We start from the raw sequence: 21,733 nt of genomic DNA, 5'->3' as shown, positions 1-21,733 counted from the left end.
GGAAATCCAGGCTTTTTTGTGTTTGGCAAAGAAATCTGCCAGTTCAAAAATAACTATTGATTTTGTTTCAAGGTGAAACACCGAAAATATTTCTGCTATTCTTATAAAATGAAGAGGAGGTATGACAGATGAATTCAGAAATCATCTATTTCGTATGCGAGAGTGGAATGGCGAGTAGTATCATGGGGGCTACGATTTTAAGAAAGCGCTTACTTGAATGCGGTATTACGACAGACGTCAAGACATGTCGGATCGCAGAACTACCTGATCAAGCAGCTTTTATCGTCGGAGAAACGCAACTCGTCCATCGACACGTATGGAAAACACATTGTTCGGTTCATCCAGTCGATCGGATTCTTGATCCGACTGCATATGACGTCATCCTCGAATCTTGGCAGAAAAGAGTGAGGCTGCATGACTGAATTTACACCACGGGAACATGATATCTTATTTTTCCTCTTATCACGCGAGGAACCTGTTCAAATACAAGAGATTGCGCAAACGCTCGAGACATCGGAACGAACGATTCAACGTGAACGCGATCGTCTTGCCCAGTCTTTAGAAGATCATGATTTGCGTTTGACATATGTTCGCGGCAGAGGTCTCTTAATTGAGGGAACGGACGAAGCCAAACATGCATTACGGGACCAACTCTTGTTGTCACATAAACAATTACCGAACGCTGAAGATCGCCAAGTCGAGTTAGCGTATCGGCTACTACAAGAAGAAGGGATGGTCAAATTACAGGCAATCGCCCATGCGATGTATGTGGCTCCGAGCACGGTTAGCCAGGATTTAGAACGGATTGATGAATGGTTTCTACAATATGACCTTGAAATCAAGCGCAAAAAAGGTATTGGTGCCGAAGTCATCGGCGAAGAAATCAACAAACGCCGTTTACTGATTTCATTGATCTTTACGCAATGGGATGTTCTCGCTTTCTATCGGTTGTTACAAGGCGACGCCGGGCAATTACCTCATCTGTTACGCATGAATCGAACAACCTGGCTTGAGATGATCAATCAAGCGTACGCGGTCATAGCGCCATTGACGAAAGAAGGGCGTCTCAATGACCGACAAATCATGCGTGCGACACTCAGCTTAGCTTTACAAGCGTTACGCAAAGATCAGTTTCCGATGCGTTACGAGTTAAAAGCGTATCCGGTCGAAATCCTCAAGTGGGTGGAACGCGTCGAAGAGCGATTACCTGACACGTTGTCGATTGCCGAACGCCAATGGTTATCAGAAGAATTGCGTGCTTTCTTTCAATCGGACGCAGGAGATACGGAGGAACTCGTCACGCGCCTTCGTGTAAAACGATTGATTGAGCATGTCTCCTTACTATATGGAACGAACTTTACGAAGGATCATGCGCTAGAACGCGGACTCGTCTCGCATATTCAATCGTACACCCGTCAAAATAGCGTCAATCCGTCCTATGTCATCAAACAAATCGAACGGGAATATCCGCGCTTGTTTGATGCGGTCAAACAAGCAGCATTGTCGATCTTCACCGATGCGACATTTGAAGACGTAGATTTAGCATTTTGGGTCATGCATTTCGGTGCCGTTCTCAGCAAACCGACATCAAAACTCCCATATCGTGTTCTAGTCGTCTGCTCTGCTGGACTCGGTTCCTCGAAGTTATTGATGAATCGGTTACGGCAAGAATTCGCTGAACTCGAGCACATCGATAACTCGTCCTTGTTTGGCATCGAACGGTTACCAATCGATTCGTACGACTTTGTATTGTCGACTGTACCGTTGCCTGACATTCGTCCACCACATCTTCTCGTCAACCCGTTGCTTCCTCAGGATGAGGTCGAACGGATTCGGAAATTAATTCTCGCCTTGCCTAAATCCTTTCAACCGGCACCGCGAAAGACAAAAACGGAATGGCTCGATCTTGAGCAATTGCATCGGCTCGTTGCATCGTCCATTCAAGTATCGGACGGATTCCGAATGGAACGGTTAGAGCGGGTGGGCGATGGGATTGAATCGCTCTTGTTTGAGATCAGTACACGCATGGTCGAGCAAGGATTGGCGAAGTCAGCTGTTTCGCTCTCTGGACAATTGCTACGTCGTCATGAGATGTCAGGTCTTGGTATTCCGGGAACGCGGCTTGCGCTGTTTCACGGACGCGATGCGACGATTCAACGAGGGGGATTCCTCATCTTTGAATTGCCTGAACCGATCGACTTGCTCGGAATGGATCAACAGTTACAATCCGTCGAACGGCTCCTCGTCTTGGTCGCACCGGAAGAGACCTCGAACGAACTGCTTGAATTACTCAGTTCGATCAGTGCTGCCATCATCGAGAGTCCCGAACAAATGGATCAATTCGAGTTCGGGGAGGAACAGACGATTCGTCTGCTTTTGAATCGAACGTTTCGAACGGTCATTGATCAATTCCTAGGTCACACGTGAAAAAATCCCTGTCACTCCATTCCTGAAGTGACAGGGATTTTTTCACGTCAAGCAGGCTTCTTTTCAGTCTGTCCAACTTCTTGGACAAAGACTGAACTAGGAAAGATTGAGTAAGCGCTTGCAATGATCTTACAATAAGGTCATAGCAACGCAATCATCTTATCAACTCATACACGAAATGGAGGCTAACGCAATGGCGACAGCTCAAAATGGAGCACGGGGCATCCGTGTACAAGTTCAACGGTTCGGAAGCTTTTTAAGCGGTATGGTCATGCCGAACATCGGTGCATTCATCGCCTGGGGGATCATCACGGCACTGTTCATCCCAACTGGATGGGCACCAAATAAGGAACTCGGTGAACTCGTCGGTCCGACGATCACCTATCTCTTACCGTTGCTGATCGGATACACAGGCGGGAAATTAATGCATGACGTCAGAGGGGGCGTCGTCGGAACGCTCGCGACGATGGGGGTCATCGTCGGAACAGAGATTCCGATGTTCCTCGGTGCCATGATCATGGGACCACTTGGCGGATACGTCATCAAAAAGTTCGATCAGTTGATCGAAGGAAAAGTCAAACCGGGTCTCGAGATGCTCGTCAACAATTTCTCGGTCGGAATCATTGGTGGTTTGTTGATGCTCGGTGGGTTCAAGTTATTCGGACCACTCATGACAGGTCTTGACGACATCATGGCTGCAGCAGTTGGTGCAATCGTCAGTGCGCACTTATTACCGCTTGCTAGTTTATTCATCGAACCAGCGAAAATTTTGTTCTTAAATAACGCCATCAACCACGGTATCTTAAGCCCACTTGGTCTCGATCAAGTGAATGAAGCAGGAAAATCGGTACTGTTCCTACTCGAAGCTAACCCGGGTCCGGGTCTCGGATTGTTACTCGCGTACTCGTTCTTCGGTTCTGGTGCAGCAAAGAAAACAGCACCGGGTGCCGCGTTCATTCAGTTCATCGGTGGGATTCACGAAATTTACTTCCCGTATGTCTTGATGAAGCCGGTCTTATTGCTTGCGATGATCGCAGGTGGTATGAGTGGAATTCTCACATTCGTCCTATTTGATGTCGGTTTAGTCGCACCTGCTTCGCCAGGTAGTATCATTGCGGTTCTTGCGATGGCATCCCGCGGCTCTTACATCGGATTGATCGCCGGTGTCCTTGTTTCAGCGTCTGTGACATTCGTTGTCTCGACTGTCTTATTGAAAACAAGCAAAGCAAAAGAGACATCGCTTGAAGAAGCAAGCGCGAACGTCAGTGCGATGAAAGGCAAACAATCGATTGCCTCGACACTCGTTTCAGCTGATGCTAAACCACTTGCGGAAGTCGAACATATCATTTTCGCTTGTGACGCTGGTATGGGATCAAGTGCGATGGGAGCATCCGTCCTTCGCAATAAAATCAACAAAGCGGGCTTACCGATCAAGGTAACGAATACGTCAATCAGTCAATTGCCGCAAAACGCCGAACTGATCATCACGCATCGTGATTTGACGGAGCGAGCGAAGGAACAGGTTCCAACGGCAGAACACCGATCAGTCGATAATTTCTTGAATGCCGGTTATTATGACCAACTCGTTCATGAGATTGAAACAGCACGAAATAAGATTTCTTAAAAATAAATATAGAGATATTCAAGGAGGAATAAACATGACAACGACAATGAACCTTTCACCGGAACTCGTATTACTGGATCAACAATTCGCAGACGAGACGGCAGCCATTACGGCTGCCGGTCAACTCCTCGTCGACCATGGATATGTCGAAGCGGGTTATATCGATTCAATGCAGGAGCGTCACGCTTTATCAACGGTTTATATCGGCAACCATGTCGCAATTCCCCACGGAACAGAGTCGGCTAAATCACAAGTCAAGAAAACGGGGCTATCGATTCTACAAGTACCGCAAGGCGTAGCGTTCGGAACGGAACAAGCACGACTCGTCATCGGTATCGCTGGTGTTGGGGACGAACACCTCGAGTTGTTATCGAATATCGCAGTCATTTGCTCCGATGAGGAGAACGTCGAGCGTATCGTGGCAGCGAAATCAAAAGAAGAAATCATTGCCTTATTGACAGCGGAGGTGTAAGCATGAAAGCCATTCATTTTGGTGCCGGTAACATTGGACGTGGTTTCATCGGCTTACAACTCGTCAAGACGGGTTACGAAGTCTGTTTCGTAGATGTCAATACGACAGTCGTCGATGCATTAAAAGCACGACATACCTATGAGGTCGGTTATGCCTCTGAACAAGGAGGACGTGAACGGGTCGACGGCGTGACGGCGCTCAACAGTTTGTCTGAACCGGATCAGGTCATTGCAGCGATTCGCGATGCAGATGTGATTACGACAGCTGTCGGTCCGAGCTTGTTGTCGAAAGTAGCTCCTTTGATCGCGGAAGGGTTACGTCAACGTGATCAACAGACACCTGTCTACGTCATTGCGTGTGAGAATATGATCGGTGGGTCAAAACACTTGCAAGCGGAGGTAGCGAAACATCAGACGGTAGCGGAGAACTGGTATTTCCCGAATGCAGCGGTTGACCGGATCGTGCCGCTTCAGCATCATGAAGACCCGTTGTACGTCGAAGTGGAAGAATTCTTCGAATGGGTGATTGAGACGACTGGACTACCGGAAGCCTATCCACGGATTAAAGGTGTTACCTATGTCGAGAACATCGAACCGTTCATCGAGCGGAAACTGTTCACCGTTAATACGGGACATGCGATCGCTTCGTACCTCGGAGCACTCTTTCATAAAGAGACAATCGCTGAAAGTCTAACGGATCCACGCATCCGTCGTGGTGTCCAGACAGCACTTTACGAAACAGGGTGGTTGTTACTTGAAAAGTACGGCTTTAACCCCGTCGACCATAGTGCGTATATCCAAAAGAATATGAAACGCTTTGAAAACCCGCAAATTCATGATGAAATCATTCGTGTCGCTCGTTCACCGATTCGTAAACTGAGTCCAAGTGACCGACTCGTCAAACCAGCGAAGGAATTGATGGAGCGCGGGATTGAAGCAGATGGATTAGCGCGCGGGATCGCAGCAGCACTGACCTATTTCGATCCAAATGATTCAGAATCTTCTGAATTAAATGCATATATCACGAAACATGGAATTGAAGATGCGTTAAACGCATATCTAAAACTGTCAGCAACGGATCCACTTGGATCTCGAATCATCGAACATTATGAAGCGATGCAACAACAAGTCAATTCGATTGCTTGAGAATAAGTGTGCGCACCACCCTTCACGTCACGTGAAGGGTGGTTTTGTATTTCAAATAACATGTAGCGCATCGTCATCGAAATAATCAGTTTTTGCAAATCTTCTATCACAATTTGATTACAATTTGTATATTCAATTTGGAATATTCGAAAACGAATATTTAGCGATTAAAATACATTGTACGCTATATGAACGGAACATCTCTATTCCGATTTTTCAGGTAAGAGAAGGTGATTATATGTTGAATTATAAAGTGAACGTATATAGATTAAACGGAGCACGACCAAAAGCAACAAAAGGAACCGGACCAAAACATTTGATTTATTCGAGTCAGTTTTCTTCACGTACACCAGTCCATTTATTGCATCAACTCATCTTGAATCGTTTGTTGGTTGAACAAGAAAAAAATCTTGATTTGACGTATACGATCGAAGTAAATGCGGTACTTGATCAATTTGTGATCGACGTCCGTGTCTTTTCAACAGATACGGTCAGTGTCAAAGTAGAGCGTGACTTGATTGAAATCATTGAACGAGAAGAAGTCCGTCATATCCCAGCGCTTGAGATCGGAAAACCGGATTTTGCGGAATTCGCCCACATCGTCTTAAAGGTCAAGGAAGGTGGCCCACGCCTGTCACAAGAGGATACGCAACGAATATTCAATGAGTCTGGTGTTCGAGGACGAATCATCCTGCATAAGGAACGAATCGACAGTCATGAACCGTCACATTCGATTCAACTACTGATTGGTGGGACGGAAAAGTCTTTATATAGTCTTTCGCAATACCAGCTTGATCCACTCTTCCGTAAAAATGGGTTAACGATTCAATCCTTGAATCTGTTACCGTTTGATTTATTCATGATTCGTGACAAAATCGCGATGCTGTCTTCGGCAGATGCTTCGCAACTGTGGATCGATGACATCACGACATCCAAGAACGGACGATCACATCAGATTTGTTTTAACGATGGGAATGAATGCATGACGGTTATCTGTGATCTTCATGGATCAATTCGTTCTTATAAGTGTTCGTGATGGTTTAACTCTTCTTCGAATAGGCTACATTCTTAACAGAGGTTCTAACGAAGGGGAGTCGAACAATCATGTTATCTAAACAACAGACGGAAGAATTCAAGCAACGATTATTAAAGGAAAAAGAAAAGACGACATCAAACATCGAACAACGCGATACGGATTACGATGAAGGTGAATTGTCGAGTTACGATAATCATCCTGCCGATTCCGGCGATGAATTGTTCTTGCGGGAACGCGATCAAGCGATCACAGACATGCAAGAGGATATGCTCTCTGATGTGGATCGTGCCCTAAAAGCGATCGAGGACGGAACGTATGGCATTTGTAAGGTCTGTGGAAAAGAGATTGAGATTGAACGTCTTGATATCATTCCGGAAACGCTATTATGTATCGAGCATGCAAAAGAAGAAGCAGAACAAAACGAGAACGATCCGAATTCGCGACCAAGTGAAGAAGATGTACTGGATCCATCTGTTACAGCCCGCGGGAAAGACATCGACGGTGATACGGATGGATTCTCGAAAGTAAGTGATTTCGGTAGTTCCGACACACCGTCTGACCAAGAAGACGGAATTGACCCGACACGGTCTTGACCGGCAAAACATCTCCCGAAAATGGAGATGTTTTTTTCTCGAAAAAAAATCACAGATATTTACCGGAATTTTTTGACTTTTCATATAATTTTGGTACGATGGTATCGAGGGGGCTGTTTTAGCCTATATTAAAATGTAAGCGCATACAAGCATCCGTCTCACTGCTTGACCATTTTAGTTGAGGGAGGAAATAACGCATGATTTATGACATTCCGAACAAGCAAGGGTCAAAAGTACAGTACAAGGAACGGTATGAAAATTATATCAATGGAAAGTGGACGGCACCTGTCGGGGGAGAATATTTTGATAATGTCACACCTGTCACTGGTAAAGTATTGTGCCAAGTCGCTCGTTCCGGTAAGGAAGACATCGAACTGGCTCTTGATGCAGCACACGCGGCAAAAGAAGCATGGGGGAAAACGTCTGTAACGGAACGCTCAAACATTTTAAATAAAATCGCGAATCGGATGGAAGAAAACCTTGAGATGCTCGCTTATGCAGAGACGCTTGAGAACGGGAAAGCGGTTCGTGAGACACTCAACGCCGATCTACCGCTCGCAATCGATCACTTCCGTTATTTCGCCGGCGTCATCCGTGCCCAAGAAGGTTCGGTCGGCGAACTCGATCAAGACACGGTAGCGTATCACTTCCATGAGCCACTTGGCGTCGTTGGTCAAATCATTCCGTGGAACTTCCCGCTCCTGATGGCTGTCTGGAAGCTGGCACCGGCTCTTGCAGCAGGAAACTGTGTCGTCTTAAAACCAGCAGAACAAACACCAGCGAGCATCATGGTGCTCATGGAACTTGTCGAGGATCTATTGCCACCTGGTGTCGTGAATATCGTCAATGGATTTGGTCTCGAGGCAGGAAAACCGCTCGCTTCAAGCAAACGAATCGCAAAAATCGCCTTTACGGGAGAGACGACGACAGGACGTTTGATCATGCAGTACGCATCACAAAACTTGATTCCGGTCACACTCGAACTCGGTGGGAAATCACCGAACATCTTCTTTGAGGATATCATGCAGGCAGACGATGCTTTCTTTGATAAAGCAATCGAAGGATTACTGATGTTCGCGTTGAACCAAGGAGAAGTCTGTACGTGTCCGTCGCGTGCCTTGATTCAAGAATCAATTTACGAGCCGTTCATGGAACGTGTTCTTGAGCGTGTCAAAGCCATCAAGATCGGAAATCCTCTTGATTCGGACGTCATGATGGGGGCTCAAGCTTCGAACGAACAGATGGAGAAAATCCTTTCATATCTTGAAATCGGTAAGTCGGAAGGCGCAGAGTGTCTCATCGGTGGAGAGCGTAACATGCTTGAAGGGGATCTTGCAGAAGGATATTACATCCAACCAACGATCTTCAAAGGGCATAACAAGATGCGAATCTTCCAAGAAGAAATTTTCGGACCGGTCTTGTCGGTTACGACATTCAAGACGGAAGAAGAAGCGCTCGAAATTGCGAATGATACGTTATATGGTCTTGGTGCCGGAGTCTGGACACGTGATATGAACCGTGCTTATCGGTTTGGGCGTGCGATCGAAGCAGGACGCGTCTGGACGAACTGTTATCACCAATATCCAGCTCACGCGGCGTTTGGTGGTTACAAAATGTCAGGGATCGGACGTGAAAACCATAAGATGATGCTCAACCATTACCAACGGACGAAAAACCTACTCGTTAGCTACAACCCGAATAAACTCGGTTTCTTCTAAGTCGGAAAGGACGTGGATGCAAATGGTGGAACGTGTTCAGGCGACAGCAGCTTGTCTAGAGTTAATCGACCAGTTGAGAGAAAAACACGGTCCGTTGATGTTTCATCAATCTGGTGGTTGTTGCGATGGCAGTTCCCCGATGTGTTTTGCGCAGGGTGATCTATTCCTGGGAGATCAGGATAAAAAACTGGGAGAGATCGGTGGTTGTCCGTTTTATATTCATGAAGATCAATATGAGTACTGGAAACATACGCAACTCATCATTGATGTCGTGGATGGTCGAGGCGGAATGTTCTCTCTTGAAGGTGTCGAAGGGAAACGTTTTTTGACACGCTCCCGTGCGTTCACGCAAGAGGAATACGCTGAACTATCAGCATCAAGCTAAGGAATCAAACACGGTTTCGTCGAGGTGACTTGTTCATTCAGGTCGCTCGTACGGAATCGTGTTTTTTGTTCGTATCACGACGTTCGAACAGGATAAAAGTTGGTAATGCGGCATAAGAACGGTATAATGAACTCATATTTTGACGAGAAGATAGTTTCACACTATGACATTATAGGGGGTCACCATGAAATATCCATTTTTAGGTTGGACAGGTCAAACGATCGGAGTGACGGCGCCCTCCTCCGGATTAAGTGAACAGCAACAGGAATGGGTCGAACGAGCAGTTGAACAGGTACAAGCACGACAAATGAACGTCCGTTTAGGCGAAACGATTTGGTCGCATCAACATGCTGAGAGTGCACCGGCTAAACAACGGGCCGAAGAATTGAACCGCATGATGACGGATGAGACGATTGATGCCGTCATCCCGCCATTTGGCGGGGAACGCGCCATTGATCTTTTACCTGAGTTGACGCTAGCTACTTACCAAACAAAATGGTTGCTTGGCTATTCCGATATCAGTACGCTATTGCTCAGTCTGACGCTTCAGACGGGAATTGCAACAGCACATGGTCCGAATTTCGTTGAGCTTCGAAGTGAAGAATGGGACGAGACGACAAGTGCCTGGCGACGAGTACTTGCGACGCCAACTGGAGGAACCGTTACACAGTGGGCTTCCGATCGTTATCAATCCGAGTGGACTGATGAAGAACGTCCAGCAGGTTCGTTATTTCAGCTAACGGAAGCGACGGAATGGAAAGCACTTGATGAGCGAACAGAAGTGACCGGACGTATACTTGGTGGGTGCCTAGAGACGATTCGCCATCTGATTGGGACACCGTATGGAGATGTGCAGCGTTTCCAGCGTGAAGAGATCAACGGAGAACCGATACTCTGGTACTTTGAGGTGTCTGAAGCGAATTCGGCAGAGGTGCACCGGACGCTGCGACAAATGGCGTATGCTGGCTGGTTCAACCATGCGGCTGGCTTTTTATTCGGGCGCACGTCTGCAAGGATTACAGAAGACCTGACATGGCTAAACGTGTATCAATATCTAGCGGATGAGACAGGCTTACCAATCTTATACGATCTTGACATCGGTCATCAGCCGCCGCAGGTGACGTTAATCAATGGAGCGACGGGTACGGTTCGTATTCAAGGAAAAGATTCACGAATCGATCTGACGTTCAACTAAAAAGGAGAGCACGCAATGGCACGTCGTAAGTTTCAAGCATTAGGCGTTTATAAACGCGTCCATATCAATCCGGAGACACGTCGGATGACGTTACCGGAACCATTTTACGATGCACTTCGTCTAGAAGATGAATTGCTGATTGCACAAGTCGGAGATGTTCTCGTCATGCGACGTCCGGGGGAGGTCGTCGAGACAGAAACAGATTTATTGAGCGAACTCGTAGAAGATGGATTCACGGGTACAGAGCTCGTCCAAGAATTTGCCTACCGGCGTCAGCAACAAGAACAGCGATTACGTCAACAAGTCTTGCAGGATGAAGAGGATGACCATGCTGCTCAACTGAAGATCGAGTTATAACGGAAAGAAGGAGTGGGGCAGATGCGTCGCAGAACAAAAATTGGAATCGGAGTCATCGGATCCGGATTAGTAGCAGCGAGTTATTATTTTTACGAGATGGCAATCGCTACGAATCCAAAGCCATTCTTATCGAATAATCGAGATCTAAGTGACGAGATGGTCCGATTGATGCAACCTGGTCAGACATGGATCAAGGAGCAACCGCTTGAGCGGATCGAGATTGAAGCGAAAGACGGTTTAACGTTACGCGGGCATTTTCTTCCGTCACCTGTTCCGTCAGATCGGATCGTCATTCTCGTGCACGGGTACGGAGGCGTCGGAACGGATTTAGCCGGATTCGCCTATCTGTACCATCAGGCCGGTTTCCATGTCATGATGCCCGATAATCGTGGACACGGAATGAGTGACGGTCACTACATCGGATTCGGATGGCATGATCGGGAAGATTGTCTCAGTTGGTCGAACTATCTGATTGAACGGATCGGACAGGAGGCGAAACTATTCCTGCATGGCGTATCGATGGGAGGGGCGACCGTATTGATGACGAGTGGCGAACAACTCCCACCACAAATCAAAGGAATCATTTCTGATTGTGCCTATACGTCCGTTAATGCAGTCCTTGCGTATCAGATGAAGCGGATGTACCGTCTACCACACTTTCCGTTCTTAGGCATGACGAGCGTATTGACGAAGCTAAAGGCTGGTTATACGTTCCGTGAAGCATCTGCGCTGAAACAGGTCAAAAAGGCACAAGTACCGATTTTGTTCATCCATGGTGGGGCGGATACATTCGTACCGACAGACATGGTGTATGAGCTGTATGAAGCTTGTCCAACGGAAAAAGAGCTCGTCGTCATTCCAAATGCCGCTCATGCGATGGCCTATTTTGAGGATCCAGCATTGTATGATGATGTCGTCGAGAAGTTCGTTCGCAACATCTTGCGAAATGATTGACAACTCCGTTCTTTACCCGCTATATTAATATCATAAATCAACGTCGTCGTGGCGGAACTGGTAGACGCGCTAGACTCAGAATCTAGTGGTGGCAACACCGTGGAGGTTCAAGTCCTCTCGGCGGCATAAATGATTGAAGGAGGCAATCCCAGCAGGGGGTTGCCCTTTTTTTATTGCTGAATAGAAAACGATTACAACGAATAAAAATTCAGAAATATTTATCTTTTTAGAATTTTTCTGGTAAAATACGTTTTAAAGAGGGTACTCTTCAGGGAAAGTACTAAGTGAAGTAGACAATCTTTAACACATAGGAGAGGGGAAACAAACATGAAAAAAGGGAGTATCTTGCTAGCGCTCTTGATGAGCTGTGTTCTCGTACTTGGTGCATGTAGCATCGGTTCGAAAGAAGAAGAGTCGTCTGAAGGAAAGACGTATAAGGTCGGCATTGACGTCACGTATCCACCATTCGAATATAAAGACGGGGATACGTACAAAGGAATCGACATCGATCTCATGAAAGCAATCGCGAAGGATCAGAACTTCAAGATTCAATTTGAAGCGATGGACTTTAGCGGCATCATTCCGGCACTTCAAGCAAATCAATTGGACGTTGCCATTGCCGGTATGAGTATTACGCCAGAACGGAAGAAAGTCGTCACATTCTCGGATCCATACTTCAAAGCTGGTCTTATTCTAGTCGTCAAAGAAGATGAGAATGGTATTAAATCTGTCAACGATTTAAAAGGGAAAAAAGTAGCCGTCAAAAAGGGAACGACGGGTGCGAAATATGCAACGGATAACGCAGATAAACTGGGCTTTACAGTCACACAGTTCAATGACAGTCCAGCGATGTTCCAAGAAGTGAAGAATGGTAACGCTGCTGCTTTGATTGAAGATTATCCTGTCATCTCATATGCAAACAAACAACAAAACCTTGGATTAAAACTTGTCGGAGACCGTCTCAACGGGGACAACTACGGAATCGCTGTCTTAAAAGGTGAGAACGAGGATCTGATGAAGAAAATCAACAAAGGGCTTGCGAATCTGAAAGAAAACGGTGAATACGATAAAATCGTTGACACGTATCTGAAATAAGTCGCAAGGCGATAAGGGAGTGGGATAGCCAATGGAAGTGGTCAAAACCGCATTTCCATTTTTCTTGGAAGGGCTTCAAGTCACATTGTATATTTTCATCATCGCGGTCATCGTCGGCTTTCTGATTGGCTTAGTCGTCGCATTGATGCGGTTATCACCATCAAAAATCTTAAACGGGATCGCAATTGTCTATATTGATGTCATTCGCGGAACGCCGTTCATCGTTCAGTTATTCTTCATCTATTTTGGACTCAATTCGCTCGAATGGTTATCGATGGACCGGATGTATGCAGGGATACTGACGGTCGCAATCAATGCCGGTGCTTATTTTGCGGAGATCATTCGAGCTGGTATCCAGTCGATTGATAAAGGACAAACAGAAGCTGCGCGTTCACTCGGGATGACAGGGCGTCAAACGATGGTACAGATCATCTTACCGCAAGCATTCCGACGGATGTTACCAACGATTACGAACCAATCGATCATCAGCTTAAAAGATACATCGTTGCTGTCGATCATCGGAATCGCTGACTTGACGCAACAAGGTCAGGTTCAGCAATCGACGACGTTCGAACCATTTATCGTCTGGTCTGTCGTCGGATTGATGTACTTCGTCATCATTTATCTCTTGTCCTTAGTGGCGAAGTTCTTGGAACGGAGGTTTACATTACGATGAGTATCATTGAAGTGAAGAACTTAAAAAAATCCTTCGGTTCGAATGAAGTCTTAAAAGACATCAACGTCTCGATTGCAGAAAAAGAAGTCGTTTGTGTCATCGGTCCGTCGGGATCTGGGAAAAGTACGTTTTTACGCTGTTTGAATCGATTGGAAGAGATCACGGGTGGTACGGTCATCGTCGATGATTTCGACATTACGAGTCCAAAGGTCGATATCAACAAGGTCCGGGAAGAAGTCGGGATGGTCTTTCAACATTTTAATCTCTTCCCACATAAGACCGTGCTAGAAAACGTCACGCTCGCACCGATTAAAGTGCGTAAATCGGATAAAGAACAGGCGAAACAGCGGGCACTTGAACTACTCGATAAAGTCGGATTACGTGAAAAAGCGGATAATTATCCAGGTGAATTATCTGGAGGTCAAAAACAGCGGGTCGCTATTGCCCGCGCGCTTGCGATGAATCCGAAAATCATGTTGTTTGATGAGCCAACGTCAGCGCTTGACCCGGAAATGGTCGGTGACGTGCTTGCCGTCATGAAACAGCTTGCCCTTGAAGGCATGACGATGGTCGTCGTGACCCATGAGATGGGATTTGCTCGAGAGGTTGGAGATCGCGTCTTATTCATGGATGGTGGCTATATCGTCGAAGAGAACGTGCCACAAGCATTGTTTGATTCTCCACAACACGAACGGACGCAATCGTTCCTTAGTAAAGTCTTATGATGGAACCGGCGTATCTAAATGCGGATACGCCGGTTTTTTGACGAATCATAAATAACTGGCTAAGCGCTCATAAGAAAAACTTATACATTTAAGCGCAAGAATTTGGGAATTCGAAATGCACACACAGGAAAAGAGTAGTAATATAGTAACGAAGGCACTTTCATGGAAGAATGACACGATCATTCCTTCTCATGACGTTCAGCGTTTTATTCATGCAATTCCTTTTGAAAGCGCTAACAGGTAGAGGGCTGGAAACACATCGAGTATCCACTGGATGTGTGGGGAGAAATATAGAAACGGGGGGAACCGTACATGGCAGGCCACGAGCAAGATCAACAAGCATTCTATGGACCAAACCTTGGCTACATCATTGAATTGTACGAGCGTTTTTTAGAAGACAAAACATCCGTTGATGAGGAGACACGTGCTTATTTCGAAGAGCATGGTGCACCCGTGACGGAACCAGTTGTACCGATGCAAGTCGAGACAGGAGATTTCGAAAAATATCTTGCGGCGAATCGTTTAGCGGAACAAATTCGTGCAAAAGGACATCTTGCGGCGGATATCTATCCGCTGAAGGACCATCCGCGAGAAACAGGATTATTCGAATTGAGTCAGTACGGATTGACAGAAGCAGATCTTCGAAAAATGCCAGTCTCACTCGTCTGTCCTGAACCACCAACTGGTGTACAGGACGCATTTGAAGGCATCGAACATTTAAAAGCGCAGTACACGGGAGCAGCCGCAGTTGAGTTCCAGCATGTCGACGATCTCGATGAAAAGAAATGGCTCCGTCAGAAAATCGAGCAAGGTGCTTTGACAGCGACGCTAGATGCTGAACAAAAGAAACAGTTGTTCAAACGCTTAGCTGAAACGGACCTCTTCGAAAAATACTTGCACAAAACATACGTCGGTCAAAAACGCTTCTCGATTGAAGGACTTGACGCGATGGTGCCATTGCTCGACACAATCGTCGGACACCTCATCTCGAACGGGTCGGAGACGATCAATATCGGAATGGCACACCGTGGACGGTTGAACGTTTTGGCGCACGTACTCGGGAAGCCGTATGAAATGATCTTTGCTGAGTTCCAGCATGCACCAAACCACGACCTCGTACCATCTGAAGGCTCGATTGGGATCACGTACGGTTGGACGGGCGACGTGAAGTATCACCTCGGTTTAAACCGAAAACTTGAGCAAGAGACACGTAACGTGCGGATGACGCTTGCGAACAATCCGTCGCACCTTGAGTTCGTCGACCCAGTCGTCGAAGGCTTCACACGTGCGGCACAAGATGATCGCTCACAAAAAGGAGCACCACGCCAAGAGCAAGCGGCTGCTGCTGCGATCCTGATCCACGGTGATGCAGCGTTCCCAGGTCAAGGAATCGTGGCTGAAACATTGAACTTAGCGAATCTCAAAGGATATAACACCGGCGGAACGATTCATATCATCGCGAACAACACGATCGGCTTCACGACGGAGCCGACGGACTCCCGTTCGACGCGTTACTCGAGTGATCTTGCCAAAGGATATGAGATTCCAGTCTTCCACGTCAATGCGGATGAGCCGGAAAGCTGTCTCGCTGTCGCGTTGCTCGCGAGCGAGTATCGGGCAACGTTTAAGAAGGATGTCATGATTGATTTGATCGGATATCGTCGTTTTGGTCATAACGAAATGGATGAACCGATGAATACGAACCCGGTCTTATACGATTTGATTCATAAACATGATCCAATTCGTGTCTTGTACGGGAAAACACTTGTCGCGAACGGGGATGCGACAGCTGACGAAATTCAATCGATTGAAACATCGATCAATGACCAGATGAAAGCAGCTCGTGAAAAAGTACCAAACGTCGAGAAAGAGTATGGTGGGGTCATGCCGGACGTCGTCTTTAAAGGCGTTCCGACCATCGAGACAGGGGTCTCGATTGAAACATTGACGGCGTACAATGAAGAATTATTACAGTGGCCGGACGGCTTCCAAGTGTTCCATAAACTTGAGAAGGTCCTGAAGCGCCGGACGGATGCGTTCTCAACGAAGAACGGAATTGACTGGGGACATGCCGAAACATTGGCGTTCGCTTCGATTCTCTCAGATGGAACACCCATCCGCTTGAGCGGTCAAGATTCTGAACGGGGAACGTTCGCACAACGGAACATTAATCTTCATGATGTGAAAACAGGAGAAGGCTTCTCGCCACTCCATGCCTTGTCAACGGCAACTGCATCATTCTCGGTCTACAACAGTCCGTTGTCTGAAGCAGGTGTACTTGGTTTTGAATACGGTTATAACGTCTTCGCTCCGGAAACACTTGTATTATGGGAAGCGCAATATGGGGACTTTGCGAACTCAGGTCAAGTCATCTTCGACCAGTTCATCTCAGCTAGCCGAGCAAAATGGGGACAAACGTCAGGTCTCGTCATGTTGCTTCCGCATGGTTATGAGGGGCAAGGACCAGAACACTCGAGTGGTCGTTTAGAACGTTTCTTGACGTTATCGGGTGAGAAAAACTGGACGGTCGCGAACGTGTCAAGTGCTGCCCAGTACTTCCACCTGTTGCGCCGACAAGCAGCGATTCTCGGGAAAGAGGAAGTCCGACCGCTCGTCGTCATGACGCCGAAGAGTCTCTTGCGTCATCCGCTTGCGACATCCGATGTCTCTGAGTTGACGGAAGGTAGTTTCCAACGTGTCATCGAACAAGCTGGACTTGGCGAAGCACCAGATCGTGTTAAACGTCTTGTGTTCTGTTCTGGTAAGATGGCAATCGATCTAGCAGAAGCCGTTTCAAAATCAGATGAGAATCTCGATTGGCTACAAATCGTCCGGGTCGAGGAGTTGTATCCGTTCCCGGCGAAAGCCTTACAAGAAGTCATCGCGCGCTATGAAGCCGTCGAAGAGATGGTTTGGGTACAAGAAGAACCGAAAAACATGGGGGCTTGGTCCTTCATGGAACCTCGACTTGAGACAGTCGCACCGAACGGCATCCAAACCGTCCGTTACATCGGTCGTCGTCGTCGTTCTAGTACAGCAGAAGGTGACCCGTCAGGTCATAAAGTAGAGCAGGCACGTATCATCAATGATGCACTCACAGCGACTGTTTCTACTCCAACAGCACCATCACACGTATCAAATCACACATCATAACTTAAGATAGAATCGAGTCATAGGGGGAGAATACGATGGAAATCAAAGTACCAGAACTTGCCGAATCAATTACTGAAGGAACGGTGGCGTCTTGGTTAAAACAACCAGGTGATCACGTGGAAAAAGGGGAAGCCATCGTTGAGCTCGAGACAGATAAAGTCAACATCGAAGTACCGTCAGATGAAGCAGGTACGTTGACGGAAGTGATGGCTGCTGAAGGAGATACAGTTCGCGTCGGGGAAACGATTGCTGTCATCTCTGCTGGTGGCGAGGCTCCAAAACCGGCTGCGGCAGAACCAGTACAAGAAACGCCAAAAGAGACACCAAAAGCAGAAGAAAAAGCGGAACAACCGGTGGCTGCAGCAGCGACTGAAAGTACATCTGTTGCGGATCGTCCGATTGCTTCACCTGCTGCCCGTAAACTGGCTCGTGAAAAAGGAATCGATTTAGCGCAAGTGGCGACGCAAGATCCACTTGGTCGCATCCGCGTCCAAGACGTCGCGACGTTTGAAGTAGCACCACGTGAGCAAGCAAAACCGGCTCCTACGAAACCCGCTACACCGGCACCAGCACCTGCAGCCGCTCCTGGGAAACCGGAAGAGCGAATCAAGATGTCACGCCGTCGTAAGACGATTGCGAACCGACTCGTTGAAGTTCAACAAACGGCAGCGATGTTGACGACATTCAATGAGATCGATATGTCAGCGGTCATGGCACTACGTAAACGTCGCCAAGAGAAATTTGTGAAGGAAAACGAAGTCAAGCTCGGCTTCATGTCATTCTTTACAAAAGCAGCAGTCGCAGCACTGAAGAAGATGCCATACTTGAATGCTGAGATTCAAGGGGATGAAATCGTCCTGAAGAAATTCTACGATATCGGGATTGCGGTCTCAGCACCGGACGGTCTCGTCGTTCCTGTCGTACGTGATGCGGACAAGAAGAACTTCGCTGAGATTGAAAAAGATATCATTCAACTCGCTGTCAAAGCGCGTGACAACAAACTCGGTCTATCTGATTTGACGGGTGGTACGTTCACGATCACGAATGGTGGTACGTTCGGTTCACTCATGTCGACACCGATCTTAAACGGTCCACAAGTCGCGATTCTAGGGATGCATGCAATCAACTTGCGTCCTGTCGCGATTGATGCTGAACGGATGGAAAACCGTCCGATGATGTATGTCGCACTCTCCTACGACCACCGAATCGTTGATGGAAAAGAAGCCGTTACGTTCCTGAAGCACATCAAAGATTTGCTTGAAGATCCAGAGTCATTGATTTTCGAAGCGTAAGTTTCAAAAAGACCCGTTTGATCGAACGGGTCTTTTTCTATGTCGTAATAACACTTTGTCATCAAATCACGAAATGACATTTACATTTTCTCTATATCAGCTTCATACATACGACTTAGGATAGGTATTGTAAGAATATTTCAAGGGGGAATCAATTATGTTGAAACAATTTGGGTTAACGATGGCTGCAGGCGCGATATTAAGTACAGGTTTTCCGACAGAAGATGTCGGTGCACAATCAAAAGGAAAATCATTGCTCGATCCAAATCGAATCATCAACGTCGCTCACCGCGGAGCTTCAGGGTATGCACCAGAGCATACGATGCCAGCTTATGAAATGGGACATAAGAAATTTAAAGCAGATTACATCGAGATTGACTTACAGATGACAAAAGATGGTCAATTGATTGCGATGCACGATGAAACGGTTGATCGGACGACAGATGGGACGGGTGCTGTCAAAGACAAGACACTTGAAGAAATCAAGAAGCTTGATGCAGGAAGCTGGTTCAATGAAGTAAACCCTTCACTTGCTCGAAAAGAGTACGCTGGATTAAAAGTGCCGACACTTGAAGAAATTTTCTCGACATATGGAAAGCATGCGAACTATTATATTGAAACAAAATCGCCAGAGGTTTATCCAGGTATGGAAGAGAAGTTATTGAATACCTTAAAAGCTTATGGTTTATCGAGTGATCGTGTAAAACCGGGTCAAGTCTTAATTCAATCGTTCAGTGAAGCAAGCCTTCAAAAAGTCAAAGCCATGGATCCGAATGTACCGCTTATTCAGTTGATGGAAGCGAACGAAGTCAAGGCATTGACGGATGATCGATTGACTGCAATCCGTCAGTATGCAGTCGGTGTCGGTCCTTCCTTCAAAGCGTTGACACGTGAGAACGTCTCAGCGATTCGCGCGCATGATTTATTACTTCACCCGTATACTGTCAATGAAAAAGCGGATATGGTACGTATGCTTGATTATGGTGTTACAGGTGTTTTTACGAACTATGCCGACCGTTTCAATGATGTCGTGAAAGGGCTGTACAAAAAATAAAGTAAAAACGAAACAGTACTATTTCTTCTTTCGAACAGGAAAGGAGGAATAGTTTTTTGTTTTTAAAACTCGTATTTTAAATCCAATATTTCATTCCATACGTAAACCCTATAGAGGTTTATCAGAATTTCGAATCATGAGACAAAACAATGTAGTCAGTTTCGTATTTCATGGTACGATAACAGTGCAGTTTTGGGAAGGAATGGAGTGAGGATCGTGAGAATTACACAGTATACGGATTATGGACTACGTGTGTTGATGTATCTCGGGGTGCACCGGGATGTTATCACACCAATGCCGCAGATTGCCAAGCATTATGGCATCTCATCCAACCATTTAATGAAGGTAACACAACAATTAGCGAAACTTGGCTATGTCGAATCAACAAGAGGTCGGTCAGGCGGACTCCGTTTGATTCGTGAGCCAAAAGACATCAACATCGGGAAAGTCGTTCGGGAGATGGAACCGATGGATATCGTCGAGTGTTTTGGAAGCAACGGTCATTGTGTCATCGAACCAGGATGCCGTCTAAAAGGTGTGCTCGGACGAGCGCTTCGAGCTTTTATCCGGGAACTGGAACAGCATACATTAGAAGAATTGCTAGATAATCGTGATGAGTTGGCACTCTTGTTTGCTGCCTCATCTTTACAGCGTTCCTAATCAAAAAACCCTCGCTTCCGTGAATGGAAGCGAGGGTTTTGTCAGATCGATACTTATACATCATCTTGACGTTTCTTTGGTTCCACATGTTCTTTGTTCTGGGACAAGTCGTCTCGAACAGACGATTTCCACAACGGAACATTGCTGTAATATGCAGCACGAGCGATCAGATGTCCTCCAATCGGTGCTGTGATGAGCACGAACAGGATGCCGAGAACGACACGAGAGGAGAAGAATCCATCTTCAGTGACGAAATAGATGATGACGCCGATTAAAATCGACATGACACCTAATGTCGCGCTTTTAGATGCAGCGTGAGCACGCGTATAGACATCCGGTAAGCGGATCAGACCAAGCGCGGTGACGAGACTAAATCCCATACCGAGCAAGGCGAAGACCGCGACGATCAATTCATTGGTTGCGATCACGTTCGATGATCTCTCCTTTCTCGATATATTTTGAAAAGGCAACTGTACCGATGAAGGCGAGTATACCAATCAACAGGATGACTTCGAGGTAGTCGCTCGTCCGTAAGATGATCGAGACAAGTCCAACGATTGAAATCAAGCTGATACCAATTGAATCAAGCGCGATGACACGATCCGCAACACTTGGTCCTTTGATGACCCGGTAAAACAGACCAAGCATCGAGAGAAAGACACCCCCGAGTGCGATATAGATTAAAATATCGAACATCACCGACTCACCTCCAGAATGGCTTTCTCAAAACTATCACGAATCGAAGCGACCGCTTCATCGACCTCTGGCATGTGGAGTGCATGAATGTAGAGTGTCTTATTATCATCCGAGATATCAACGACAAGCGTTCCCGGTGTCAGCGTGATCAGCATTGACAGCAACGTGATTTGCCACGGTTGATCGAGTTCGGTCTCATAGGCGAAAATACCAGGTTGAATATCTAACTTCGGCTTTAAAATGATTTTCAAGACATCGATGTTCGCGACGACAAGCTCGTAGAGAAAGCGGAAAAACAATAGGACGAGTGCGACGACAGGTCCGAGATAAAAGCGACCTTTGAAGCCGCGACGGAAAGCGAACATCGCAATCAGCCCTAGCGCGTAACCGATGACGAAACCGGAGGCCGAGAAATTGTTTGAGAGAAACATCCACAAGAATGCAAGAAATAAGTTGAGCAAGACTTGAAATGCCAT

The 21,733-nt window shown here is 46.7% G+C and carries 22 protein-coding genes and 1 tRNA gene; 20 read left to right on the top strand and 3 right to left on the bottom strand.

The annotated features are described in order from the left end of the window. The first annotated feature begins 128 nt into the window (after positions 1–128). From ASF99_RS08325 to ASF99_RS08230, 20 genes are all read left to right on the top strand, one after another. Complete coding sequence (locus ASF99_RS08325; RefSeq protein ID WP_023468563.1) at positions 129–422, top strand: hypothetical protein; 294 nt, start codon at positions 129–131, stop codon at positions 420–422. After that, entirely contained in the window at positions 415–2,427 is a 2,013-nt protein-coding gene (locus ASF99_RS08320) for a BglG family transcription antiterminator (protein WP_055968456.1), read from the top strand. Before ASF99_RS08325 ends, ASF99_RS08320 begins: the two co-directional genes overlap by 8 nt. Before the next feature lie 193 nt (positions 2,428–2,620). Beyond that, positions 2,621–4,051 carry a PTS mannitol transporter subunit IICB gene (locus ASF99_RS08315; protein WP_023468561.1) on the top strand — a complete coding sequence of 477 codons (1,431 nt, stop codon included), beginning with the start codon at positions 2,621–2,623 and terminating at the stop codon, positions 4,049–4,051. 34 nt (positions 4,052–4,085) lie between these two features. Then, on the top strand, positions 4,086–4,523 hold the full coding sequence (locus ASF99_RS08310; protein ID WP_023468560.1) for a PTS sugar transporter subunit IIA: 438 nt from the start codon (positions 4,086–4,088) through the stop codon (positions 4,521–4,523). A 2-nt stretch (positions 4,524–4,525) separates the two neighbouring features. Then, on the top strand, positions 4,526–5,668 hold the full coding sequence (locus ASF99_RS08305; protein ID WP_055968453.1) for a mannitol-1-phosphate 5-dehydrogenase: 1,143 nt from the start codon (positions 4,526–4,528) through the stop codon (positions 5,666–5,668). A gap of 238 nt (positions 5,669–5,906) precedes the next feature. Then, a complete protein-coding gene (locus ASF99_RS08300; protein WP_035396979.1) occupies positions 5,907–6,704 on the top strand; it encodes a hypothetical protein in 798 nt (265 codons plus the stop codon). Positions 6,705–6,772: 68 nt separating this feature from the next. Next, positions 6,773–7,297, top strand: a complete 525-nt coding sequence (locus ASF99_RS08295; protein WP_023468557.1) for a TraR/DksA C4-type zinc finger protein — start codon at positions 6,773–6,775, stop codon at positions 7,295–7,297. Positions 7,298–7,494: 197 nt separating this feature from the next. Beyond that, entirely contained in the window at positions 7,495–9,015 is a 1,521-nt protein-coding gene (gene adh, locus ASF99_RS08290; RefSeq protein WP_055968451.1) for an aldehyde dehydrogenase, read from the top strand. Positions 9,016–9,037: 22 nt separating this feature from the next. After that, entirely contained in the window at positions 9,038–9,400 is a 363-nt protein-coding gene (locus ASF99_RS08285; RefSeq protein WP_023468555.1) for a DUF779 domain-containing protein, read from the top strand. Positions 9,401–9,584: 184 nt separating this feature from the next. Then, complete coding sequence (locus tag ASF99_RS08280; protein WP_055968449.1) at positions 9,585–10,595, top strand: S66 family peptidase; 1,011 nt, start codon at positions 9,585–9,587, stop codon at positions 10,593–10,595. Between the two features lie 15 nt (positions 10,596–10,610). Then, on the top strand, positions 10,611–10,952 hold the full coding sequence (locus ASF99_RS08275) for a hypothetical protein (RefSeq protein WP_023468553.1): 342 nt from the start codon (positions 10,611–10,613) through the stop codon (positions 10,950–10,952). A 21-nt stretch (positions 10,953–10,973) separates the two neighbouring features. Continuing rightward, positions 10,974–11,906: an alpha/beta hydrolase gene (locus ASF99_RS08270; protein ID WP_055968447.1), complete on the top strand. Its 933-nt coding sequence runs from the start codon at positions 10,974–10,976 to the stop codon at positions 11,904–11,906. A gap of 42 nt (positions 11,907–11,948) precedes the next feature. Beyond that, positions 11,949–12,032, top strand: a tRNA-Leu gene (locus ASF99_RS08265). A gap of 201 nt (positions 12,033–12,233) precedes the next feature. Then, entirely contained in the window at positions 12,234–13,001 is a 768-nt protein-coding gene (locus ASF99_RS08260) for a transporter substrate-binding domain-containing protein (protein WP_023468551.1), read from the top strand. A gap of 31 nt (positions 13,002–13,032) precedes the next feature. After that, positions 13,033–13,677, top strand: a complete 645-nt coding sequence (locus tag ASF99_RS08255; RefSeq protein WP_023468550.1) for an amino acid ABC transporter permease — start codon at positions 13,033–13,035, stop codon at positions 13,675–13,677. Next, positions 13,674–14,402, top strand: a complete 729-nt coding sequence (locus tag ASF99_RS08250) for an amino acid ABC transporter ATP-binding protein (RefSeq protein ID WP_023468549.1) — start codon at positions 13,674–13,676, stop codon at positions 14,400–14,402. Before ASF99_RS08255 ends, ASF99_RS08250 begins: the two co-directional genes overlap by 4 nt. 312 nt (positions 14,403–14,714) lie before the next feature. Further along, positions 14,715–17,555: a 2-oxoglutarate dehydrogenase E1 component gene (locus ASF99_RS08245; RefSeq protein WP_055968445.1), complete on the top strand. Its 2,841-nt coding sequence runs from the start codon at positions 14,715–14,717 to the stop codon at positions 17,553–17,555. Positions 17,556–17,590: 35 nt separating this feature from the next. Next, complete coding sequence (gene odhB / locus ASF99_RS08240) at positions 17,591–18,847, top strand: 2-oxoglutarate dehydrogenase complex dihydrolipoyllysine-residue succinyltransferase (protein WP_055968443.1); 1,257 nt, start codon at positions 17,591–17,593, stop codon at positions 18,845–18,847. 157 nt (positions 18,848–19,004) lie between these two features. Further along, the gene (locus ASF99_RS08235; protein ID WP_023468546.1) at positions 19,005–19,901 is read left to right on the top strand and encodes a glycerophosphodiester phosphodiesterase; all 897 of its coding nucleotides are present in this window, start codon (positions 19,005–19,007) and stop codon (positions 19,899–19,901) included. A gap of 216 nt (positions 19,902–20,117) precedes the next feature. After that, a complete protein-coding gene (locus tag ASF99_RS08230) occupies positions 20,118–20,561 on the top strand; it encodes an Rrf2 family transcriptional regulator (RefSeq protein WP_023468545.1) in 444 nt (147 codons plus the stop codon). A 53-nt stretch (positions 20,562–20,614) separates the two neighbouring features. Here ASF99_RS08230 and mnhG read toward each other — a convergent pair whose 3' ends face one another. From mnhG to ASF99_RS08215, 3 genes are read right to left on the bottom strand one after another with little or no spacing between them, the layout of a single operon-like run. Beyond that, a complete protein-coding gene (gene mnhG / locus ASF99_RS08225) occupies positions 20,615–20,989 on the bottom strand; it encodes a monovalent cation/H(+) antiporter subunit G (RefSeq protein WP_023468544.1) in 375 nt (124 codons plus the stop codon). Further along, the gene (locus ASF99_RS08220) at positions 20,973–21,209 is read right to left on the bottom strand and encodes a Na(+)/H(+) antiporter subunit F1 (protein WP_369792030.1); all 237 of its coding nucleotides are present in this window, start codon (positions 21,207–21,209) and stop codon (positions 20,973–20,975) included. Before ASF99_RS08220 ends, mnhG begins: the two co-directional genes overlap by 17 nt. 47 nt (positions 21,210–21,256) lie before the next feature. Further along, positions 21,257–21,733, bottom strand: a complete 477-nt coding sequence (locus ASF99_RS08215; protein WP_023468542.1) for a Na+/H+ antiporter subunit E — start codon at positions 21,731–21,733, stop codon at positions 21,257–21,259.

This window comes from Exiguobacterium sp. Leaf187, from assembly GCF_001423925.1.
In the GTDB taxonomy this organism is placed as follows: domain Bacteria; phylum Bacillota; class Bacilli; order Exiguobacteriales; family Exiguobacteriaceae; genus Exiguobacterium_A; species Exiguobacterium_A indicum.
Note: the sequence above shows the minus strand (reverse complement) of the source record. Positions and strands in the feature narration are given on the sequence as shown.